This is a genomic window from Bradyrhizobium yuanmingense (assembly GCF_029167105.1).
Taxonomy (GTDB): domain Bacteria; phylum Pseudomonadota; class Alphaproteobacteria; order Rhizobiales; family Xanthobacteraceae; genus Bradyrhizobium; species Bradyrhizobium yuanmingense_A.
This window is the reverse complement of the sequence record NZ_JARFML010000004.1, coordinates 1-18,020: the sequence shown is the minus strand read 5'-3', so window position 1 is coordinate 18,020 and position 18,020 is coordinate 1. Positions and strand designations below refer to the sequence as shown.

17 protein-coding genes and 1 pseudogene are annotated in these 18,020 nt (G+C 63.9%); 3 read left to right on the top strand and 15 right to left on the bottom strand.

Annotated elements, in window-relative coordinates; genetic code table 11:
* Window positions 1-79 precede the first annotated feature (79 nt).
* The 13 genes from P0R31_RS06600 to P0R31_RS06540 all read right to left on the bottom strand — a co-directional run bounded on the left by P0R31_RS06600 (window position 80) and on the right by P0R31_RS06540 (window position 13,436).
* On the bottom strand, window positions 80-1,051 hold the full coding sequence (locus P0R31_RS06600) for a zinc-binding dehydrogenase (protein WP_057030077.1): 972 nt from the start codon (window positions 1,049-1,051) through the stop codon (window positions 80-82).
* A 25-nt stretch (window positions 1,052-1,076) separates the two neighbouring features.
* Window positions 1,077-2,072 (bottom strand): NAD(P)H-dependent flavin oxidoreductase, encoded by a 996-nt coding sequence (locus P0R31_RS06595; protein WP_271545181.1) that lies wholly within the window; start codon window positions 2,070-2,072, stop codon window positions 1,077-1,079.
* Between the two features lie 311 nt (window positions 2,073-2,383).
* On the bottom strand, window positions 2,384-3,046 hold the full coding sequence (locus P0R31_RS06590) for a hypothetical protein (protein WP_275513356.1): 663 nt from the start codon (window positions 3,044-3,046) through the stop codon (window positions 2,384-2,386).
* 51 nt (window positions 3,047-3,097) lie between these two features.
* A complete protein-coding gene (locus tag P0R31_RS06585; protein ID WP_275513610.1) occupies window positions 3,098-3,301 on the bottom strand; it encodes a hypothetical protein in 204 nt (67 codons plus the stop codon).
* A gap of 551 nt (window positions 3,302-3,852) precedes the next feature.
* Window positions 3,853-4,635: a fumarylacetoacetate hydrolase family protein gene (locus P0R31_RS06580; RefSeq protein WP_275513355.1), complete on the bottom strand. Its 783-nt coding sequence runs from the start codon at window positions 4,633-4,635 to the stop codon at window positions 3,853-3,855.
* Entirely contained in the window at window positions 4,635-5,654 is a 1,020-nt protein-coding gene (locus tag P0R31_RS06575; protein WP_275513354.1) for a 2-dehydropantoate 2-reductase, read from the bottom strand. The genes P0R31_RS06580 and P0R31_RS06575 overlap by 1 nt, the downstream gene beginning before the upstream one ends.
* Window positions 5,655-5,834: 180 nt before the next feature.
* Window positions 5,835-6,263 carry a CBS domain-containing protein gene (locus tag P0R31_RS06570; RefSeq protein ID WP_036005729.1) on the bottom strand — a complete coding sequence of 143 codons (429 nt, stop codon included), beginning with the start codon at window positions 6,261-6,263 and terminating at the stop codon, window positions 5,835-5,837.
* Window positions 6,264-6,436: 173 nt separating this feature from the next.
* Window positions 6,437-7,759, bottom strand: a complete 1,323-nt coding sequence (gene oxlT, locus P0R31_RS06565; RefSeq protein WP_275513353.1) for an oxalate/formate MFS antiporter — start codon at window positions 7,757-7,759, stop codon at window positions 6,437-6,439.
* 246 nt (window positions 7,760-8,005) lie between these two features.
* Window positions 8,006-9,298, bottom strand: a complete 1,293-nt coding sequence (oxlT, locus tag P0R31_RS06560; protein WP_128262568.1) for an oxalate/formate MFS antiporter — start codon at window positions 9,296-9,298, stop codon at window positions 8,006-8,008.
* Window positions 9,299-9,708: 410 nt separating this feature from the next.
* Window positions 9,709-11,208, bottom strand: a complete 1,500-nt coding sequence (locus P0R31_RS06555) for a tripartite tricarboxylate transporter permease (RefSeq protein WP_275513352.1) — start codon at window positions 11,206-11,208, stop codon at window positions 9,709-9,711.
* A 42-nt stretch (window positions 11,209-11,250) separates the two neighbouring features.
* Window positions 11,251-11,748 carry a tripartite tricarboxylate transporter TctB family protein gene (locus P0R31_RS06550; protein WP_275513351.1) on the bottom strand — a complete coding sequence of 166 codons (498 nt, stop codon included), beginning with the start codon at window positions 11,746-11,748 and terminating at the stop codon, window positions 11,251-11,253.
* Between the two features lie 87 nt (window positions 11,749-11,835).
* On the bottom strand, window positions 11,836-12,840 hold the full coding sequence (locus P0R31_RS06545; RefSeq protein ID WP_275513350.1) for a Bug family tripartite tricarboxylate transporter substrate binding protein: 1,005 nt from the start codon (window positions 12,838-12,840) through the stop codon (window positions 11,836-11,838).
* Window positions 12,841-13,298: 458 nt separating this feature from the next.
* Window positions 13,299-13,436, bottom strand: coding sequence for a hypothetical protein (locus P0R31_RS06540; protein WP_165935988.1), 138 nt, complete (start codon window positions 13,434-13,436; stop codon window positions 13,299-13,301).
* A gap of 260 nt (window positions 13,437-13,696) precedes the next feature.
* Between P0R31_RS06540 and zigA the strand changes: the two genes are divergently transcribed.
* Window positions 13,697-14,902: a zinc metallochaperone GTPase ZigA gene (gene zigA / locus P0R31_RS06535; RefSeq protein ID WP_275513349.1), complete on the top strand. Its 1,206-nt coding sequence runs from the start codon at window positions 13,697-13,699 to the stop codon at window positions 14,900-14,902.
* Between the two features lie 123 nt (window positions 14,903-15,025).
* Entirely contained in the window at window positions 15,026-16,351 is a 1,326-nt protein-coding gene (locus P0R31_RS06530) for an Hsp70 family protein (RefSeq protein ID WP_275513348.1), read from the top strand.
* Between the two features lie 41 nt (window positions 16,352-16,392).
* Here the strand turns inward: P0R31_RS06530 and P0R31_RS06525 are convergent, their stop codons facing one another.
* Both P0R31_RS06525 and P0R31_RS06520 read right to left on the bottom strand, forming a co-directional pair.
* Window positions 16,393-16,842, bottom strand: coding sequence for a c-type cytochrome (locus P0R31_RS06525; protein WP_275513347.1), 450 nt, complete (start codon window positions 16,840-16,842; stop codon window positions 16,393-16,395).
* A gap of 228 nt (window positions 16,843-17,070) precedes the next feature.
* Window positions 17,071-17,514, bottom strand: a complete 444-nt coding sequence (locus P0R31_RS06520) for an SRPBCC family protein (RefSeq protein ID WP_275513346.1) — start codon at window positions 17,512-17,514, stop codon at window positions 17,071-17,073.
* 396 nt (window positions 17,515-17,910) lie between these two features.
* Between P0R31_RS06520 and P0R31_RS06515 the strand changes: the two are divergent.
* Window positions 17,911-18,020, top strand: a pseudogene (locus P0R31_RS06515) (IS5/IS1182 family transposase); the annotation flags it as partial.

The window sequence follows — 18,020 nt, the reverse complement described above, 5'->3', positions numbered from 1 at the left end:
TGCCCACCATTCGTCCGCGATGGAAGCAGATCGTGGGCACGCTTCGCTTTGCCCACCCTACCGGGCCGCTGCCGGCGCCCTACGGCACTGTCACCACGATCTTCCCCAGATGCTTGTTCGCTTCCATGTGCTCGAACGCCTGGTCGATGTCGTCGAACGCGAACACCTTGTCGATCGGCAGTTGCAGCTTGCGCGATTCCACTGCGCCCCAGATGTCCCTGCGGACCTCGGCAAAGATCTCGCGGACCTCCTCGATGGTACGGCTGCGGAAGGTGACGCCGACATAGTCGATGCGGCGGGCCGCGTGCAGGTCGAAATTGAAGTCGGCGTGGGTGCCGCCGAGGCGGCCGACATTGACGATGCGGCCCTTGATCTTCGTCGCGGCGAGGTTCTGGTTCGCGACCTTGCCCGAGACCTGGTCGACGACGAGGTCGACGCCTTCGCCGTTGGTCGCCTTCAGCGCCTCGTCGACCCATTTCGGATCGGAGCTGTCGACGGCGAGATCCGCGCCATACTCCTTCAGCCGGCCGCGGCGATACGCGTCGGTGGACGAGCCGATCACGAGCTTCGCGCCCTTGAGCCGGGCGATCTGCATCGCCATCAGCCCGACGCCGGAGCTCGCGCCCTGCACCAGCACGCTCTGGCCAGCCTGAACCCCGCCGATCGTGACGACGGCGTTGTGCATGGTCGCGAGCGCGACGGGGAGGGTGGCGGCCTCCTCGAAATTCATGTTCGAGGGCGTGTGGAGCAGCCGGCCGTGATCGGCCAGCGTATATTCGGCGAACGCCGCGCCGCCCGATCCCATGATGCGGTCGCCGATCTTCACGCCCTTCGCATCGGGCCCGAGCTCGGCCACCTCGCCGGCCCATTCCATGCCCAGCACGGTGCCGACGCCGCCGGCCGCGCCATGGGCGTGCCCCTTGCGCATGCCGGTGTCGGCGCGGTTGAGGCCGCAGGCGCGAACGCGGACGAGCACCTGCGTGCCTTTGGGCTTTGGTTGAGCGACGTCGGAAATCCTCGCGCCTTCAGGGCCGTAGACGTAGGCTTTCATGCAATACTCTCACGTCTTGCGATGACTATTCCGCTGCTTCGCGTTGTGGCTGAACGATCATCCCCTCCAGCCGGCTGCGAATGATCGCCTCCGCCTCGCGCACGATGCGGGAGACGAGCTCGGCACAGCTCGGGATGTCCTGGATCAGGCCCTGCACCTGGCCGGCGGACCAGATGCCTTCGTCGGAATTGCCGGTGGCATAGACCATCTTGCCGCGGGCACCGGCGACGAGCTCGCGGATGTCCTCGAACTTGGCGCCTTCCTTCTCCATCGCGACGACCTTGGTCGAGACTGCGTTCTTGGCCACGCGCGAGGTGTTGCGCATGGTGCGGAAGATCAGCTCGGTCTCGCGCTCGTCATTGGCGACGATCTTCTCCTTGATGAGCTGATGGATCGGGCTCTCCTTGGTGGCCATGAAACGGGTGCCCATGTTGATGCCCTCCGCTCCCAGCGCCAGCGCCGCGACCAGGCCGCGGCCATCGGCAAAGCCGCCCGAGGCGATCATCGGAATCTTGATCTTGTTGGCGGCGGCGGGGATCAGGATCAGGCCGGGCGTGTCGTCCTCGCCGGGGTGGCCGGCGCATTCGAAGCCGTCGATCGAGATGGCGTCGACGCCCATGCGTTCGGCCGAGAGCGCGTGGCGGACGCTGGTGCATTTGTGCACGACCTTGACGCCGTGCTTCCTGAACTCGTCGACATGCTCCTGCGGCTTGTTGCCGGCGGTCTCGACCACCTTGATGCCGCTCTCGATGATCGCGGCGCGGTATTCGGCATAGGGCGGCGGCTTGATCGCCGGCAGGATGGTGAGGTTGACGCCGAACGGCTTGTCCGTGAGGTCGCGGCAGCGCGCGATCTCCTTGGTCAGGTCCTCCGGCGTCGGCTGGGTCAGTGCCGTGATGAAGCCGAGCGCGCCGGCATTGGCAACGCCGGCGACCAGCTCGGCGCGCCCGACCCATTGCATGCCGCCCTGAACGATCGGGTGCTGGACGCCGACGAGCTTGGTGAACCGTGTCTGCAACATGATCTGTTTCCCCCGCGCCCCCGTGTGGCGCTTTGTTATCCATTGGCTGGCGGGAGGATGCCGCTGGGGGTGGGAAAAGTCTATTGCGCCGCCGGGCGGGGCGACCATGCGGAAGGCGACGAGATTCCGTGGGGCGGATAATTGGGGTGCGCCGCTGCCTGAGGGCACAAGCCTTTCCTCACGCGCCCTGGTCACGCTCCGGCTTGACCGGGGCATCCACTACGCCGCGCGTCTAGGCTCTACCCTCGCAGTCTCTGGAATACTGGATTGGCCGGCTACGCGGGCAATGACACCGAGTATGGGGCCAAGAGCTACTTCGCCGACAGCCGCACCATCTGGCGCCCGCCGTTGATTTCCTTGAGGCTGTTGACGAAGTTTTCCGGGCGCTGCCAGCGATGGGGCACCTTCAATCCCATGAACTCGGCGATGTCGCCGATGAAGCCGGTGCAGTTTATGGTCTCGGCATTCCAGACCGGAGAGCTGGCCTGCAACTCCTTGATGTAGGCGAACACGCGCTTGGCGTCGGCTTCGTTCAGGTAGACGCGATAGCTCGCGGTCAGATATTCCGGATCGAGATCGCCGTAGCTGGCGCCGGTCTCGGATGGCACAAAGGTGATGTGACCGAGGACGTAAGCGAGCGTGTCGCCGGCCGGCGTCAGGCCCGCAACCTCGACGGCCTTCTCACTGGTCTTGCCGTACCAGACGAAGGCATGGCCCCAGCTCGCAGCCGTGCGGGCGCGGAAGTCGACGTAATAGGGGCCTTTCTCCGCACGCGCGACGGAGCGCCGCGCCGATTGCGGCTGTGGCCGCGAGGCGGTGTCGGTGGTAGCAAGCGCGTTCGCATCGGCAACGCGCCTGTCGGTCTGCTTGTCGGTCTCATGGGCCGAGGCCGAGGGTGTCGTGCACGAGAGCATGGCCGCAAGAGCGAAGCCCGCAAGGATGCAGGATCCCGATCGACCAGCTTTGTTCGTCACGCTATCCCCCTCGACCATCGGCGTCTAATGCAGTGCGTCCTTTGCTGCGCGTCAGTAGCGCGCGGCGACCGGGCCCGGCGCCTTGCCGATCGGGGCCTTTCCAATCGGGCTCTTGCCAATCGGCATCTTGCCGATCGGCGCCTGCTCGCCCGGATAAACCGGCACGGGCTGCCGGCGCGGCAGATCCGCAGCGTTTGCAGCCGTCACCAGAACGAGCGAAGCACCCAGAGCAAATACAATCTTCTTCACAGCGATACCCCTAGAAGGTTTGGTCCAAACACGGTCATGCCGTGCCCCCAGACACGCCTCTCAAAAGGGCGACCGAATGCGTCCAAGTTGCGGCGCGCACGGGACATGTTGGCGGCATTGCTCGGGCGCGCGGAGATGTGATGTGTCGGGATGTTTCCGAGCGCGACCGACCCTTGGTGCTGACAGGGGGCGCGCTGTGCTTGCCCACCGGGATGCCGCCAACGCCAGGCGCTGCGGACAGATCCCGAGATGGCGCGCACGTCCCTGTGCAGGCCCGCGTGCACCCAGGCCAGCCGCCAGCGCCAAGACGAACCAACCTGCCCCGGGGCTATCGCTTGCCGAGCAAGTTCGACCGGATCTTGTCGGCGAACCAGACCACGAAGATCGCGGCGAACGAGAGCGCGAAGTATAGCACCGTCCACAGCAGCGCGTTACCGGCATTCGACATGTGCATCCTCCCTTGCATCGGAAATCAATTTTTGCCGGGGAGGATAGCGTAGGCGGCGGCGGACGATTTGCGCCGGATCAATTTTGCTGCGTTGCGGCGGCGAGAACGTCTACAGCCGAAACTCGTTGGTGAGCTCGCCGATGCCGTCGATCGCGACGGTCACCGTGTTGACGGGCTCCTTCATCACGCCGACGCCGACCGAGGTGCCGACCGCGATGAGGTCGCCGGGCGAGAGGGTCATGTCGTGGGAGATCCTGCTCACCAGCTCCTGCGCGCTGAAGATCATGTCCGAGATCGGGTAGTTCTGCCGCTCCGCGCCGTTGAGGATGGTGCGAACGGTGAGTTTTGCCGGATCGAGACCGGTCGCGATCACAGGGCCGAACGGGCCGTAATCGTCGATGCCCTTGGCGCGGGCCCATTGCGGGAAGGTGGGGTCGCGCGTCAGGATGTCGTTGGCGGTGATGTCGTTGACGCAGGTGTAGCCGAATATGAAGCCATCGGCTTCCCCAGACGACACGCGGGCGCAAGTCTTGCCGATGACGATGCCGAGCTCGCCCTCGTAGGTGGTCTTGCCGTCGTAGTATGAGGGACGGCGGATCACGGCGCCGGGTGCGGCGATGCTGGTGGTGGCCTTGAGCAGGTACAGCGGCTCCGGCGGTTCGGGCTGGTTCAGCTTGGCCGCGAGCGCGTGGAAATTATTCCAGAGCGCGACGATCTTGCTGGGCAGGCAGGGCGCAAGCAGCTCGACCTCCGAGGGCGCCAAAATCTTGCCCGTTGCGGCGTTGCGACCGAACATGTCGCCCTCGTGCACGGTGATGCCGGAGGACGTCAGCGTGCCGAAGCCCGTCGTTCCGGCATGGCGAAAGCGCAGCCATTTGGTCACGCTCGTCATCACGCCACCGCCAGAGCGCGCGGATCGGCCGGTGTCGAGACGCCGTCATAGAGGCCGGCGATGCGGGCGCGCTGCGTCACCATGGCCAGCACCGAATCGAGCGCGGGCGTGGCGATGCCGGTGAGCCGGCCCATCTCCTGCACCACGGTGACGAGCGGATCGATCTCCATCGGGCGGCCACGCTCGAGGTCCTGCAGCATCGAGGTCTTGTGCGCGCCGACCTTGCGCGCCCCCTCGATGCGGCGCTCGACGTCGACGCGGAACTTGACGCCGAAGCTCTCGGCGATGGCTTGCGTCTCCACCATGATCGCGCGCGACAGCGCGCGCGTGGCGGGATCGGTGCAGATCACGTCGAGCGTGGCGTGGGTCAGCGCGCTGATCGGGTTGAAGCAGACATTGCCCCAGAGCTTCAGCCAGATCTCGTCGCGGATGCGGTCGAGCACTGGAGCTTTCAGGCCGGCGGCGACGAAGAGATCGGCGAGGCGCTGCACGTCGGAGGTGATCTCGCCCGAGGGCTCGCCGAGCGGAAAGTTGTTGCCGTAGACGTGGCGGATCACGCCGGGCGCCTCGATCTCGGTGGCGGGATAGACGATGCAGCCGATGGCGCGCTCGGGCCCCAGCTCGCGCCACTGTCGGCCGCCGGGGTCGATGCTCTCCAGCGTCGAGTTCTCGTATTGGCCGCCGTGCTTGTAAAAGTACCAATAGGGAATGCCGTTGACCGCGGTGACGATGCGGGTGTGAGGCCCGAGCAGCGGCTGCATCTTTTCGATTACGCCGGTGATCGAATGGGCCTTCAGCGTGATGATGATGAAGTCCTGCACGCCGAGTTCGGTGGGGTCATCGGTGCAGCGCGGATGAACGGTGTGCTTTTCCTCGCCCGCGAGCAGTGTCAGGCCGCGCTCGCGCATGGCGGCAAGGTGCGCGCCGCGCGCGATCAGGCTGACGTCGGCGCCCGCACGCGCGAGCTGAACCCCGAGATATCCGCCGATCGCGCCGGCGCCGTAGATGCAGATCTTCATGAAATCCTCGCGAGAGAGACGGATTTTGGGACGAAAGATCCGGTCCGGCTCGGAAGGATCCGAGCCGGGGCCGGCAGTCGCAGGGGGAAATTTTGCCGCTCTAAAGCGCGATGCGCTTTAGTCTATTGTTTGAGCATGATCTTGTCGGAAAACCGCTGCGCACTTTTCCGGATCATTGCTTTAAGCCGCCGCTTGCGGTGTGCCGTTGAGCGCCTCGTCCATCGCCGCGGCGATGTCGCGCATGCTGATGACGGAGACGAGGCTGTAATCGTCGATCACGGGCAGATGGCGGATATGATGACGGTTCATCAGATGCCGGACGTGCTCGATCGTGTCGGTGGAGGTGCAGGACACCAGCTGCTGCACCGAGACCAGCTGTGAGACCTTGACGTTGACGGCGCCCGCGCCGTGCTCGGCGACGGCGCGCACCACGTCGCGCTCGGTGAACATGCCAACCGCGGTGTTGCCCTCGGAGCGGACCACATCCTTGACCACCAGCGCGCTGATATTGTTGGCGCGCATCAGCTTGGCCGCGATCCCCACCGTTTCGTTCATACGCACCGTGACAACGCGCGGCGTCTTCTTGCGCAGAATGTCTCCGACCAGCATTGCAACCTCCCTGGGTGAGTGGTGAGGAAGTGTGGTATACATAATGCCAATCGTCAAGCGCTGGATTTGGCGGATCCGAAAAATCTTGCGACAGGCGTACTGACATTATCGCCTGGCCCAAAAGAAAGGGGCGCATCGCTGCGCCCCTTCGCAAGCCGGCAAGGTTCAGCCGCTCACGCCGTCTCGGTCTTGGCCGTGCCGGTCGCGGCCTCCGTGCGCTCGGCTTCCTGGCCGTGGATGAAAGCGCGGCGCAGCGGCTTGATCACGAGCAGCGCCATCAGCGCCGCCATGGCATTCAGCGCCACCGCCAGCACGAACACGGCCTTCCAGCCATAGGCGGTCGAGATCACGCTCGCGAGCGGGACGAGCAGAGAAGCCGTGCCCTTCGCAGTGTAGAGCATGCCGTTGTTGGTGGTTGCGAACTTCGCACCGAAGGTGTCGCCGCAGGTCGCGGGGAACAGCGAATAGATTTCGCCGAACACGCCGAAATACACCGCGGTCGCCAGCACGAAAACGACAGGCACCCGGCCATAGGCCGAGAGCGTGAGCAGCATCAAGGCGGCGGTGCCGAAGGCGATGAACATCGTGGGCTCGCGGCCGATCGTGTCGGAGACCCAGCCGAAGAAGGGTCGCCCGAATCCGTCGAAGATGCGGTCGAGCGAGATCGCGAAGGTCAGCGCCGCCATCTGAAAGCCGGCGAGCGTCACCGGCGTGTCGGCAATCCCGAAGTCGTGCGCGATCGGGGCGATCTGCGCCGCAGTCATCAGCCCGCCGGAAGCGACCATGACGAAGACGAGATACATGGCCCAGAAAACAGGGCTGCGCAGCACTTGCGGCGGGGTGAAATCGATCCTGGTCTGCGGCAGGTTGAGCTGCTTCTTCTTCGGCGGAATGGAGAGGCGCGGCGGCTGGATGAAGAAGGCGAGCACGAACACGACGAGGCCCTGGGCGATGCCGAAGGTGAGGAAGGCGTGCTGATAGCCGCTCGAGGCGATCATGCTCGCGATCGGCACGATGGTGATCGCGGCCCCTGCGCCGAAGCCGGCGGCGGTCGCGCCCGCCGCGAGGCCGCGGCGATCGGGAAACCATTTCAGCGCGTTGCCGACGCAGGTCCCGTACACGGCACCCGCGCCCATGCCGCCGACGATCGCCGCCGCATAGAGCAGGGTGAGGCTGTCGGCGGAGGCGTTGAGGATCCAGGACAGTGCGATCATCAGGCCGCCGAACATGATGACGATGTGCGGGCCGTATTTGTCGACGAACCAGGCCTCGACCGGCACCAGCCAGGTCTCGGTGACGACGAAGATGGTGAAGGCGAGCTGGATTGCGGCGCGCCCCCAGTGGTGGGCGGCATCGATCGGATCGACGAACAGCGTCCAGCCATATTGCAGATTGGCGATCATCGCCATGCAGACGATGCCCATGCCGAGCTGGAGCCAGCGGAAACCGGAGCGAAGCGGCGCGGCGGTGACGGCGCCGTCCGGGATGGAAATCATCGAGAACCTCCCAACGCGCCTGATTGTCTGTGACGCAGGATCGCAAGACGACCTGATGTCGCAAATATTGTGGCTTATCGTCGCAGGCGCGAGCGCGAGATTGGTATACGATATTCCAGATTGCAAGCCCTAACTTCTCACTTCTTAGTGGCTCCGCAGGCGCCCCGGCGAGGCGATGCGGCGATGGCCAAAGAAAAACGCCCGGCCGTGAGGCCGGGCGTCGTGCTTGCTGAATTGTACTGCCGGTCAGATCGTCGATTTCGCGACCACGATCTTGCGCCACGGCTTGAGTACCGCGATCGCCAGCAGCGAGGCCAGGATGTTGGCACCGGCCGCGATGATGAACACGCTGTCCCAGGTGCCCGACGATTGCTGCATGTAGTTGGCGATCGGCACCAGCAGCGCAGCGGTGCCCTTCGCGGTGTAGAGCAGGCCGGCATTGGTGGTCGCGAACTTGGTGCCGAACGTGTCGGTGCAGGTCGAGGGGAATAGCGAGTAGATCTCACCCCAGGCGAAGAACACGAAGCCCGAGAGCAGCACGAACCAGACCGGATCGTGGCCCCAGAGGTAGAGCATCCAGATGCCGAACCCTTCCATGCCGAAGGCGATGAACATCGTGTTCTCGCGGCCGATCATGTCGGAGATCCAGCCGAAGAACGGACGCGTCAGCCCGTTGAGCACGCGGTCGATTGTAGCTGCGAAGGTCACCGCCGTCATGGTCACCGCCATTAGCGTGACCGGGACGCTGTCGACTTTCCAGTCAACCGCGATCGGCTTCAGGTTCGCGGTGACCATCAGTCCACCCGCGCCGACGATCACGAACATGAAGTACATCAGCCAGAAGATCGGCTGGCGCAGCACTTCGGTCGGCTGGTAGTTGCGCCGGGTCTGGATGATATTGGCATTCGCCACCACGTTCGGCACCTGGCCCGCTTTCGGCGCGAGCAGGAAGAAGGCGAGGAGGCAGATGATGATGCCTTGCCCGAGGCCGAAATAGAGGAAGGTGGTCTGGAATCCGCTGTCCTTGATCATGGCCTGGATCGGCGCGACGGTCAGGGCGGAGCCCGCCCCGAAGCCCGCGGCCGTGATGCCGGCCGCAAGACCGCGCTTGTCCGGAAACCATTTCAGCGCGTTGCCGACGCAGGTGCCGTAGACGCCGCCGGCGCCGATGCCTGCGATGATCATGCCGAGATAGTAGCCGTTCAGCGAGGTCGCCTGCGCGTTGATCGCCCAGCCGATGGCGCAGAGCACGCCGCCGACCAGCACCACGATGCGCGGGCCGTATTTGTCGACGAACCATCCTTCAACCGGCACCAGCCACGTCTCGAACAACACGAAGAGCGTGAAGGCCCATTGGATCGAGGCACGATCCCAGCCGAACGTCTTCTGGATGTCGGGGACGAAGAACGTCCAACCATATTGGTAGTTGGCGATCATCACCATCGCCGCCACACCGATGGCCAATTGCGCCCAGCGATAGGCATCGCTTACGCGCGCGGCACTCGGGGCCGCTGCTGCCGACTGCACCATGTCCGTCATCAAAAACCCTCCCAAACGCGCCGATCATTCTTATGCATGCGCTGGTGCGCACTCTGGTATGCAATATGCCAAGATTCAAGCGAGGACGGGAGGGTGCGGCGAAATAGCGCGGGCTTATTCACATGCGCGATGAGCGCGGAAATGTAAAGCCCGATCGCTGTCGGCGTGATGGGGGCGATTGCAGTTGATTCAATCTAAGCGACTGTTTTTACATCGCTTTATCTTGGCTCGGCGACGTCGCGGGGCGTTGTTGAAAGCCTGTGCACTTGGCGTTCTTGCACGCCTGCATTGGTCGCGTGCGCCGACGCGCCGTCGGTGGGCGACGGCGCGATTCCTGGAATTCTATATTCCAGAAGTTTGGAGTGCGGCAATTTGGCGTCGGTACCGATGCGGATTGCGCAGATCTCGCCTTACGCCATCGACATGCGCAGCCGGCTGTAGCCTTCCTGGATCGCGGACCAGAACAGGGCGACCAAGCCGAGCGCCATGATGGTGCTGACGAGGCCGTTGGAGAAGAACACCCCGAGCGAGCCTTGCGAGCCCAGCAGCGATTGTCGGAAGGCTTCCTCCGCCTTGTCGCCGAGCACGATGGCCAGCACCAGCGGCGCGAGTGGGTAATTGCACTTCTTCAGGAGATAGCCGATCACCCCGAACACCAGCATCAGCATCACGTCGAAGGTGCTGTTGTGCACCGAATAGGCGCCGATGGCGCAGAGCACCAGGATGAGCGGCGCGATGATACCGAAGGGTACGCGCAGGATCGCGGCGAAGATCGGCACGCAGGTGAGCACGACGATGAGGCCGGCGAGATTGCCGAGATACATCGAGGCGATCAGCCCCCAGACGAACTCCTTCTGCTCGACGAACAGCATCGGGCCGGGCTGCAGGCCCCAGATCAGCAAACCGCCGAGCAGCACGGCGGCTGTCGGCGAGCCGGGCACGCCGAGCGACAGCATCGGCAGCAGTGCGGCGGTGCCCGCGGCGTGCGCGGCCGTCTCCGGCGCGATCACGCCTTCAACCTCACCCTTGCCGAAATTGTTGCCGCGCCGCGCCAGGCGCTTGGCGATGCCGTAGCTCATGAAGGATGCCGGCGTCGCGCCGGCGGGCGTGACGCCCATCCAGCAGCCGATCAGGCAGGAGCGCAGCGAGGTCATCCAATAGCCGGGCAATTCCCGCCACGTCTGGAGCACGACCCGAAGGTTGATGCTGGCCTTGCCGCCGCGGAACGCCAGCCCTTCCTCCATGGTCAGCAGGATCTCGCCGATGCCGAACAGGCCGATCACGGCGATCAGGAAGTCGAAGCCGTTGAGCAGCTCGGTGACGCCGAAGGTCAGCCGCAATTGTCCGGTGATCGAGTCGAGGCCGACCGCGGCGAGCGCAAAGCCGATCATCATCGCAGCGATGGTCTTGAACGGTGGCTCCTTGCTGAGGCCGACGAAGCTGCAGAAGGCGAGGAAGTACACCGCGAACTTCTCCGCCGGCCCAAATCGCAACGCGAAGCTCGCGACCAGCGGCGCGACCAGCGTGATCATGATCACGGCGAACAGCGCGCCCACGAAGGAGGACGTGAAGGCGGCGGTCAGCGCTTCGCCGGGCTTGCCCTGCTGCGCCATCGGATAGCCGTCAAAGGTAGTCGCCACCGACCATGGCTCGCCGGGGATGTTGAACAGGATCGAGGTGATGGCGCCGCCGAACAATGCGCCCCAATAGATGCAGGACAGCATGATGATCGCCGATGTCGGCGGCATGCTGAAGGTCAGCGGAAGCAGGATCGCGACGCCGTTGGCCCCCCCGAGCCCCGGCAGTACGCCGATGATGACCCCGAGCGTGATGCCGATCACCATCAGCATGATGTTGTAGGGCTGCAGGGCGACCGCGAAGCCGTGAAACAGATTGGCCAACTCTTCCATGTCAAAACGTCCTGCAGCAGGGATTGAATGAATGCGTGGCTCTCACAGACCGAACCATTCCTCGATCGGTCCCTTGGGCAGCGGCACCAGGAACCAGCGCTCGAAAACCAGATAGGTCACGACCGGCATGCCGATAGCGATCGCGGCAATCGTCAGCCAGCGATAGCCGCCGAGCCAGCGCATGAACCAGGCGATGAAGACCATCGAGGCGACGTAAAGGCCGATGAAGGGCATCGAGCCGACATAGATCGCGGTCGGCACCACGACGCTCATGACCTGGCGCAGCTGCCCCCATTCTGCGAATAGCCGGCCATCGTCGTCGCGCTGCGCATGCCAGAGATTGAGGGCGCTCGCACCGACGATTGCGGCGCCCACGTAAAAGGGAAAGAACCCGGCGCGCGGCCCCTCTGCGCCCCAGTTGATGCCGGCCTTCAGGCTGCCGAAGATCACGATGAGGCCGAACACGCCGATCAGCAGCGCCATGCCGATTTCCAGCGTCTTGTGCGCCGGGCCTGCGTCGGATCTGGATCGTTCAGTCATGGGACCTCCAGGCGGGAACGCAATCTTTCGCGGGGCGCGGCAGGCGTGAGGACGACTGATGTCCTCAGCCGCCGCCGATGTCACGGCTCAATTCGATGCGAGGAAGCCGGCTTCCTTCATCAGGTCTTGGTGGCGCTTCTCCTCGGCCTCGATCCACTTGGCGTAGTCGGCGCCGGTCAGGAAGGTGGTGTTGAAGGCGCCGCTCTTCATGAAGTCCTGCCATTCCGGCGTGGCGCGGACCTTCTTGAACAGCTCGACGTAATATTCGACCTGGTCCTTCGTAGCCTTGGGGGACATGAAGATGCCGCGCAGCATGAGATATTCCATCGCCAGCCCCTGCGACTTGCAGGTCGGAATATCCTTCCAGGCCTTGCCGTCGGCGATCGGCTCGTCATAGGCCATCGGTTGGGCGTCGAACACGCAGAGCGGACGGAGCTTGCCGCCGCGCCATTGCGCGACCGCCTCGATCGGATTGTTGACCGTTGAATCGACGTGATTTCCGACCAGCTGCACCGCGACTTCGCCGCCGCCCTTGTAGGGGATGTAGGTGAACTTGGCGTCGATGGCCTTCTCGATGCCGACCGTGATGATCTGGTCTTCCTGCTTGGATCCGGTGCCGCCCATCTTGAACGAGCCGCTTGGCGCCTTCTTCGCGGCGTCGATGTAGTCCTTGACGGAGCTGTACGGTTTCTCGGCATTGACCCAAAGCACGAACTCGTCGAGCGCGAGCATCGCAACCGGAGTCAGATCCTTCCAGTTGAACGGGATGCCCGTCGCCAGCGGCGTCGTGAACAGGTTCGAGAGCGTGATGATGATCTTGTGCGGATTGTTCGCCGACGTCTTCACGTCGAGGAAGCCTTCACCGCCTGCGCCGCCGGCCTTGTTGATGACGACCAGCGGCTGCTTCATCAGATTGTGCTTGGTGACGATGCCCTGGATGGTGCGGGCCATCTGGTCGGCGCCGCCGCCGGTGCCCGCGGGCACGATGAACTCGACCGGACGGACCGGCTCCCAGGCGGCTCGGCTTGCGGTGCTGCTCGCGCACGACATCACCATTGCCGCCAAGGCGACATTCAGAACGAATGGCTTCATCTTGTTTCACTCCCTGTCGAACCCTCAACGCAGCCGCTCTTTGTCGGCTTGCGTCAGCCCATCTCGATTCAGATGCCTAGTGTCGGCCCTTGTGGCCGATTCTTCCATGGCAGTCCCGGTGGAAACTTATGAGCAGGGACAACGCGCGGCATCCGCTCCTTTCGGCTAAGCCTTGGCCAAGGTGAGTGCAGATGCTCCCCTTGGCTGCTCCGCTGCGCTTCGTCGTCCCGGCCTTGCACCTTTGGTTGTTCAATCGGACTTGCTGGTCGAATGGTATGCTAGATGCCAGAGGGCAACAATCGGATCGGCGCGCGCAGGGGTGGACGAATCGTCGCAGCTATGGTGGTTGCCGCGAGGTGCGGCATCAAACGAAAATGGCCCCGACATGCGGGGCCATTGAACGGATTGTGGTCTACTGGGGCTCCACGGCCACTCGTTGGCGCCGTGGAATGCCTTTCTTACAGGCCGAAACGCGGCAGGTCGCCGTTGCGATTCGAGATTTCGGCGCTCGCCATCAGGAAGCTGTCGATCGCGGCCATCAGGCGGGCGAACAGCGAGGCGGAGGGGGCGAGAGCAACGGACGCGGTCTTGGACATCGGAAATCCCTTTCTTGAAACAGTAAGTCTTGCTGTCTCATTCCTGGGAACAATCTATGTATGCCAGATGCCAGCGTCCATGCTCTTGTTTGCATAGCAGCATTCCTTCTTCCGCATTGCGGCATAAGGTGAACCCTGGGCGGGGCCGAGCGCCTTGACATGCTCAGTCGAATAGAGAATGTAATGTTATAACATTACATAGTGAGATGCCGTGTCTCGTCATCCTCGACCCATCCCCCTCAAGAGGCTGTTCGATCTCCATGCCCAAACTCCCCGTCACCGTCTTGTCCGGCTTCCTCGGGGCTGGAAAGACCACTTTGCTGAATCACGTCCTGAACAATCGGCACGGCTTGAAAGTGGCGGTAATCGTGAACGACATGAGCGAGGTGAACATCGATGCGGACCTGGTCCGCGATGGTGGTGCCAACCTCTCGCGGACGGATGAGAAACTGGTGGAGATGACCAACGGTTGCATCTGCTGCACCTTGCGCGACGATCTCCTGAGGGAAGTACGTGCGCTCGCCGAAAGCGGGCGCTTCGATTATCTGCTGATCGAATCGACGGGCATTTCGGAGCCGCTCCCGGTCGCAGCGACGTTCGATTTCCGCTCGGAAGAGGGCGAAAGCCTCTCCGACGTCGCCCACCTGGACACGATGGTGACGGTGGTCGACGCCGCCAACCTGCTGAGGGACTATTCCTCGACCGAGTTCCTCGGCGAGCGCGGCGAGGCGCTGGACGGCGACAAGCGGACGCTGGTCGATCTCCTGGTGGAGCAGATCGAGTTCGCCGACGTGATCGTCCTCAACAAGGTGGACGATGCCTCGCCGCAACAGCGCGAGGCGGCACGGCAGATCATCCGCTCGTTGAATCCCGAAGCCGACATCATCGAGGCCAATCACAGCCGCGTGCCGTTCGACCGCGTGCTCAACACCGGCCGGTTCGACTTCGAGAAGGCCCAGCAGCATCCGCTCTGGTACAAGGAGCTCTATGGTTTCGCCGACCACGTGCCTGAAACGCAGGAATATGGCGTGAAGAACTTCGTCTACCGCGCCCGCCGGCCGTTCGATCCGGCGAAGTTCGACAAGTTCGTCAAGGCATCCTGGCCAGGCGTGATCCGGGCGAAGGGTCATTTCTGGCTGGCGACGAGGCCGCAATGGCTCGGCGAGATCAGCCAGGCGGGAGCGATCGTGAGGACCGAAGCGCTGGGGTTCTGGTGGGCGAGCGTTCCAAAGGAGCGGTGGCCGAACGATGAGGCCTGGCGCAAGCGGCTCGGCCAGTATTGGGACAAGCTGTACGGCGATCGTCGCCAGGAGATCGTGTTCATCGGCACCGGCATGGACGAAGCCGAGATCCGTGGCAGGCTGGACGCATGCCTTGTCCCTGATACGTCCACCATGGACATCGCCGCATGGTCCGCTCTCGCTGATCCGTTTCCGGCCTGGCGTCGAGGCGATCAGTCCAACTGATCGACGTACCTGCCAGCCACTCGGCGTGAGGTCCGGGCTCGACCATCTCGGACCAGGTCTTGCAAGGGGGCGGCAAAGCCGTTAGTGCTCTGCCCCCTTTCCAAGCATCATTCAGAGTGGTTCATGTCGAGCGCCTCGCCCGCCGTCTCGATCGGCATCGATTTTGGCACCAGCAACACGGTCGTTGCGCTGGCGGCGGACGACCGCCGGGTCGAGGCCATTCGCTTCGACCATGGCGGGCAACGCCACAGCGTCTACGTGTCGGCCCTGTGCTTCTGGGAGGACCGGCCGGGCGCCGGTGCCCAGGCCGAGGGCGGGCCATGGGCGATCGAGCAGTTCCTCGAAGGACGCCACGTCTACCGCTTCCTGCAATCGTTCAAGACCTTCGCAGCGAGCTCGAGCTTCAACACCACGCAAGTCTTCCGGCAGCGCTACAAATTCGAGGACATCCTGGCGGCGTTCCTGCGCACGCTGGCGCGCCACGGCGGGGACAAGTTCGGCTTCGACGCGGCGAACATCACGGTCGGCCGCCCGGTGCGCTTTGCCGGCGGCAATCCCGACGAGGCGCTGGCGATGCAGCGCTACCGCGCCGCGTTCGAGCGCTTGGGCGCCGGCCACGCGCGCTATGTCTACGAGCCCGTCGGCGCGGCGTTCTCGTTTGCCCGCAGGCTGGAGCGCGATGCCACCGTGCTGGTGGCCGATTTCGGCGGCGGCACCAGCGATTTCTCCGTGATGCGTTTCTCGCGTACGGGCGGCGTCCTTCGCGCCGAGCCGCTCAGTCACGCCGGTATCGGCGTTGCCGGCGACACCTTCGACTATCGCATCGTCGACCACATCGTCTCGCCGCGGCTCGGCAAGGGCTCCAGCTTCCGCTCGTTCGACAAGGTGCTGCCGGTTCCGACCGGCCACTACACCAATCTGGCGCGCTGGCACCAGCTCGCGATGATGAAGAGCAACGGCGATCTCCGCGAGCTCCGCGAGCTCGCGCGCACCGCGCTGAAGCCGGAGCTGCTCGAGGACTTCATCACCATCGTCGATCTCGATCTCGGCTTCTCCCTCTACCGAGCGGTGTCCGACGCCAAGGTCGCCCTGTCCGCACAGGACGAGGTGGATTTCCGCTTCAGGGGTGGTGGCGTCGATATTGGCGCCGCGATCACGCGGAAGAAATTCGAAGCCTGGATTGCCGACGACATCGCCCGGCTGGGTGCCACCGTCGACAAGGTGCTGGCCGAGGCCCGCATCGCCTCGCGTGAGGTGGAGAAGGTGTTTCTGACCGGCGGCACCTCGTTTGTGCCCGCGGTCCGAAAATTGTTCGCCGACCGCTTCGGCAACGACCGGCTGATGTCGGGCGACCAGTTCGAGTCGATCGCCTATGGCCTGGCGCTGATCGGGCACAGTCCGGATCCCGACCGCTGGACGGCAGGCGGGGGGCCTGCCGCGAAGGCATAGCAGACGGCGAGCCGCGTCCGTGCGGCGCCGCCATTGGATCGCTATTTTTGCTGAATTCGGTTCAGGTAGTCGATCACCGCGAGAATGCGAGTCCGCACGACGACCTCCGGGTTCTGCTGCGGCCCCGCCTTTTGCCAGTAATAGGAATCGACCGCGTGAGGCAGGTTGACGATGGGGTTGAAGCGCTCGCCCCATATCGGCATTTCACGGGTGCCGTGCGCCGGGACCGATTTCGACCCATATAGGGTTTCGTAAACGGCGTTGGTGGGAAACACCCCGTTGTTGCTCTTGGTCAACATCGTCAAGTCGGAAGGTGCTGTCTTGAGCTGGCCGCTGACCGGTCCTTTGCCTTTTGCGTCGGCGCCGTGACAACTCGCGCACGACGACTGGAATTCCGCCTTGCCGATGTCGACGTCTTCGGCCATGGCGGCGGTGGCGAAACCGGCGGCAAGACCGGCAATGATCAACCATTCGATAGCAGATCGCATCATTTCGCCTCCGACGCGCGCAGGGAAGACTTCTGCTCCTACCGCAATGTCCTTCCGACAGTTTGACGCACATCAAGGCCGCACATGCGGTGCGGGTCGGTGGGCAACGGCGCAGGGCGCCGTGCCCGCCATCTTTGCGCGATCGAGAGCATGGGTGGGCACGCTTCCGCCTTCGCTCTTCGAGCTACGACGGACGAGTTGCTTTGCCCACCCACGATGCTGATGTCGGTGCTACTGGTTGATCTCCGGCTCGACGAGCTTGGCCAGATTGCGCAGCGATTCCTGCCAGCCGAGATAGCAGGCCTCCGGCGGAATGACGTCGGGGATGCCGGACTGCGTGATGTCGATCTCGGTACCAACCGAGACCTTCTTCAGGTTCACCGTCACCTCGATCAGGCCCGGCAGGTTGGGGTCGTCGAATCTGTCGGTGTAGCGGAGGCGTTCGCCCGGCACGAGCTCGAGATATTCGCCGCCGAACGAATGGCTGTTGCCCGTCGTGAAGTTCCGGAACGACATCTTGAACGTGCCGCCGACCTTGGGCTCGAAATGATGCACGGTGCATGTAAAGCCGTTCGGCGGAAGCCATTTCGCCATCGCGTCGGCTTCCAGGAAGGCGCGATAGACCTTCTCCGGGCTGGTGGCGAGAACGCGGTGCAGGCGGACGGTATTGGGCATGGTTGTTATCCTTCGATGATTGATGGGTCCGAGCTGGCCTCTACGGCCCATTCATGTCACGAGGACGACGGGCAAGCCGCCGATCCGACAGGGGTCTCGCAGATTATTTGTCGCAGGGGCGACCGACGTCGCGAGCCCGCTCGCCAATCGGGCCTGATGCACGTCCCCTCTGCGCAGAGGAGGGCAATCGCATATGGGAGTGACCTCACCTATGGCCATCCTTCGAGACGCCCGCTTTGGGCGGGCTCCTCAGGATGAGGGCGGAGTGCGCGGCAGCAGTTTCAACGCGCTCTGACGCTGACTAGCCTCATCCTGAGAGCCTGACCGAAAAAAAGGTGAGCGGCTTTAGCGGGCTTGTGATTCCTTCGGATTTGCAAAGATTCGAGGGAGGACACCATGCCGTGGACCAAAGCCGCTCGTATCAAGTATCAGCGCAGTGGACTGCGTTACGCAAGCGATCTGACCGATGCCGAATGGGCGCTGATCGCCCGGAAGATGCCCCCGCG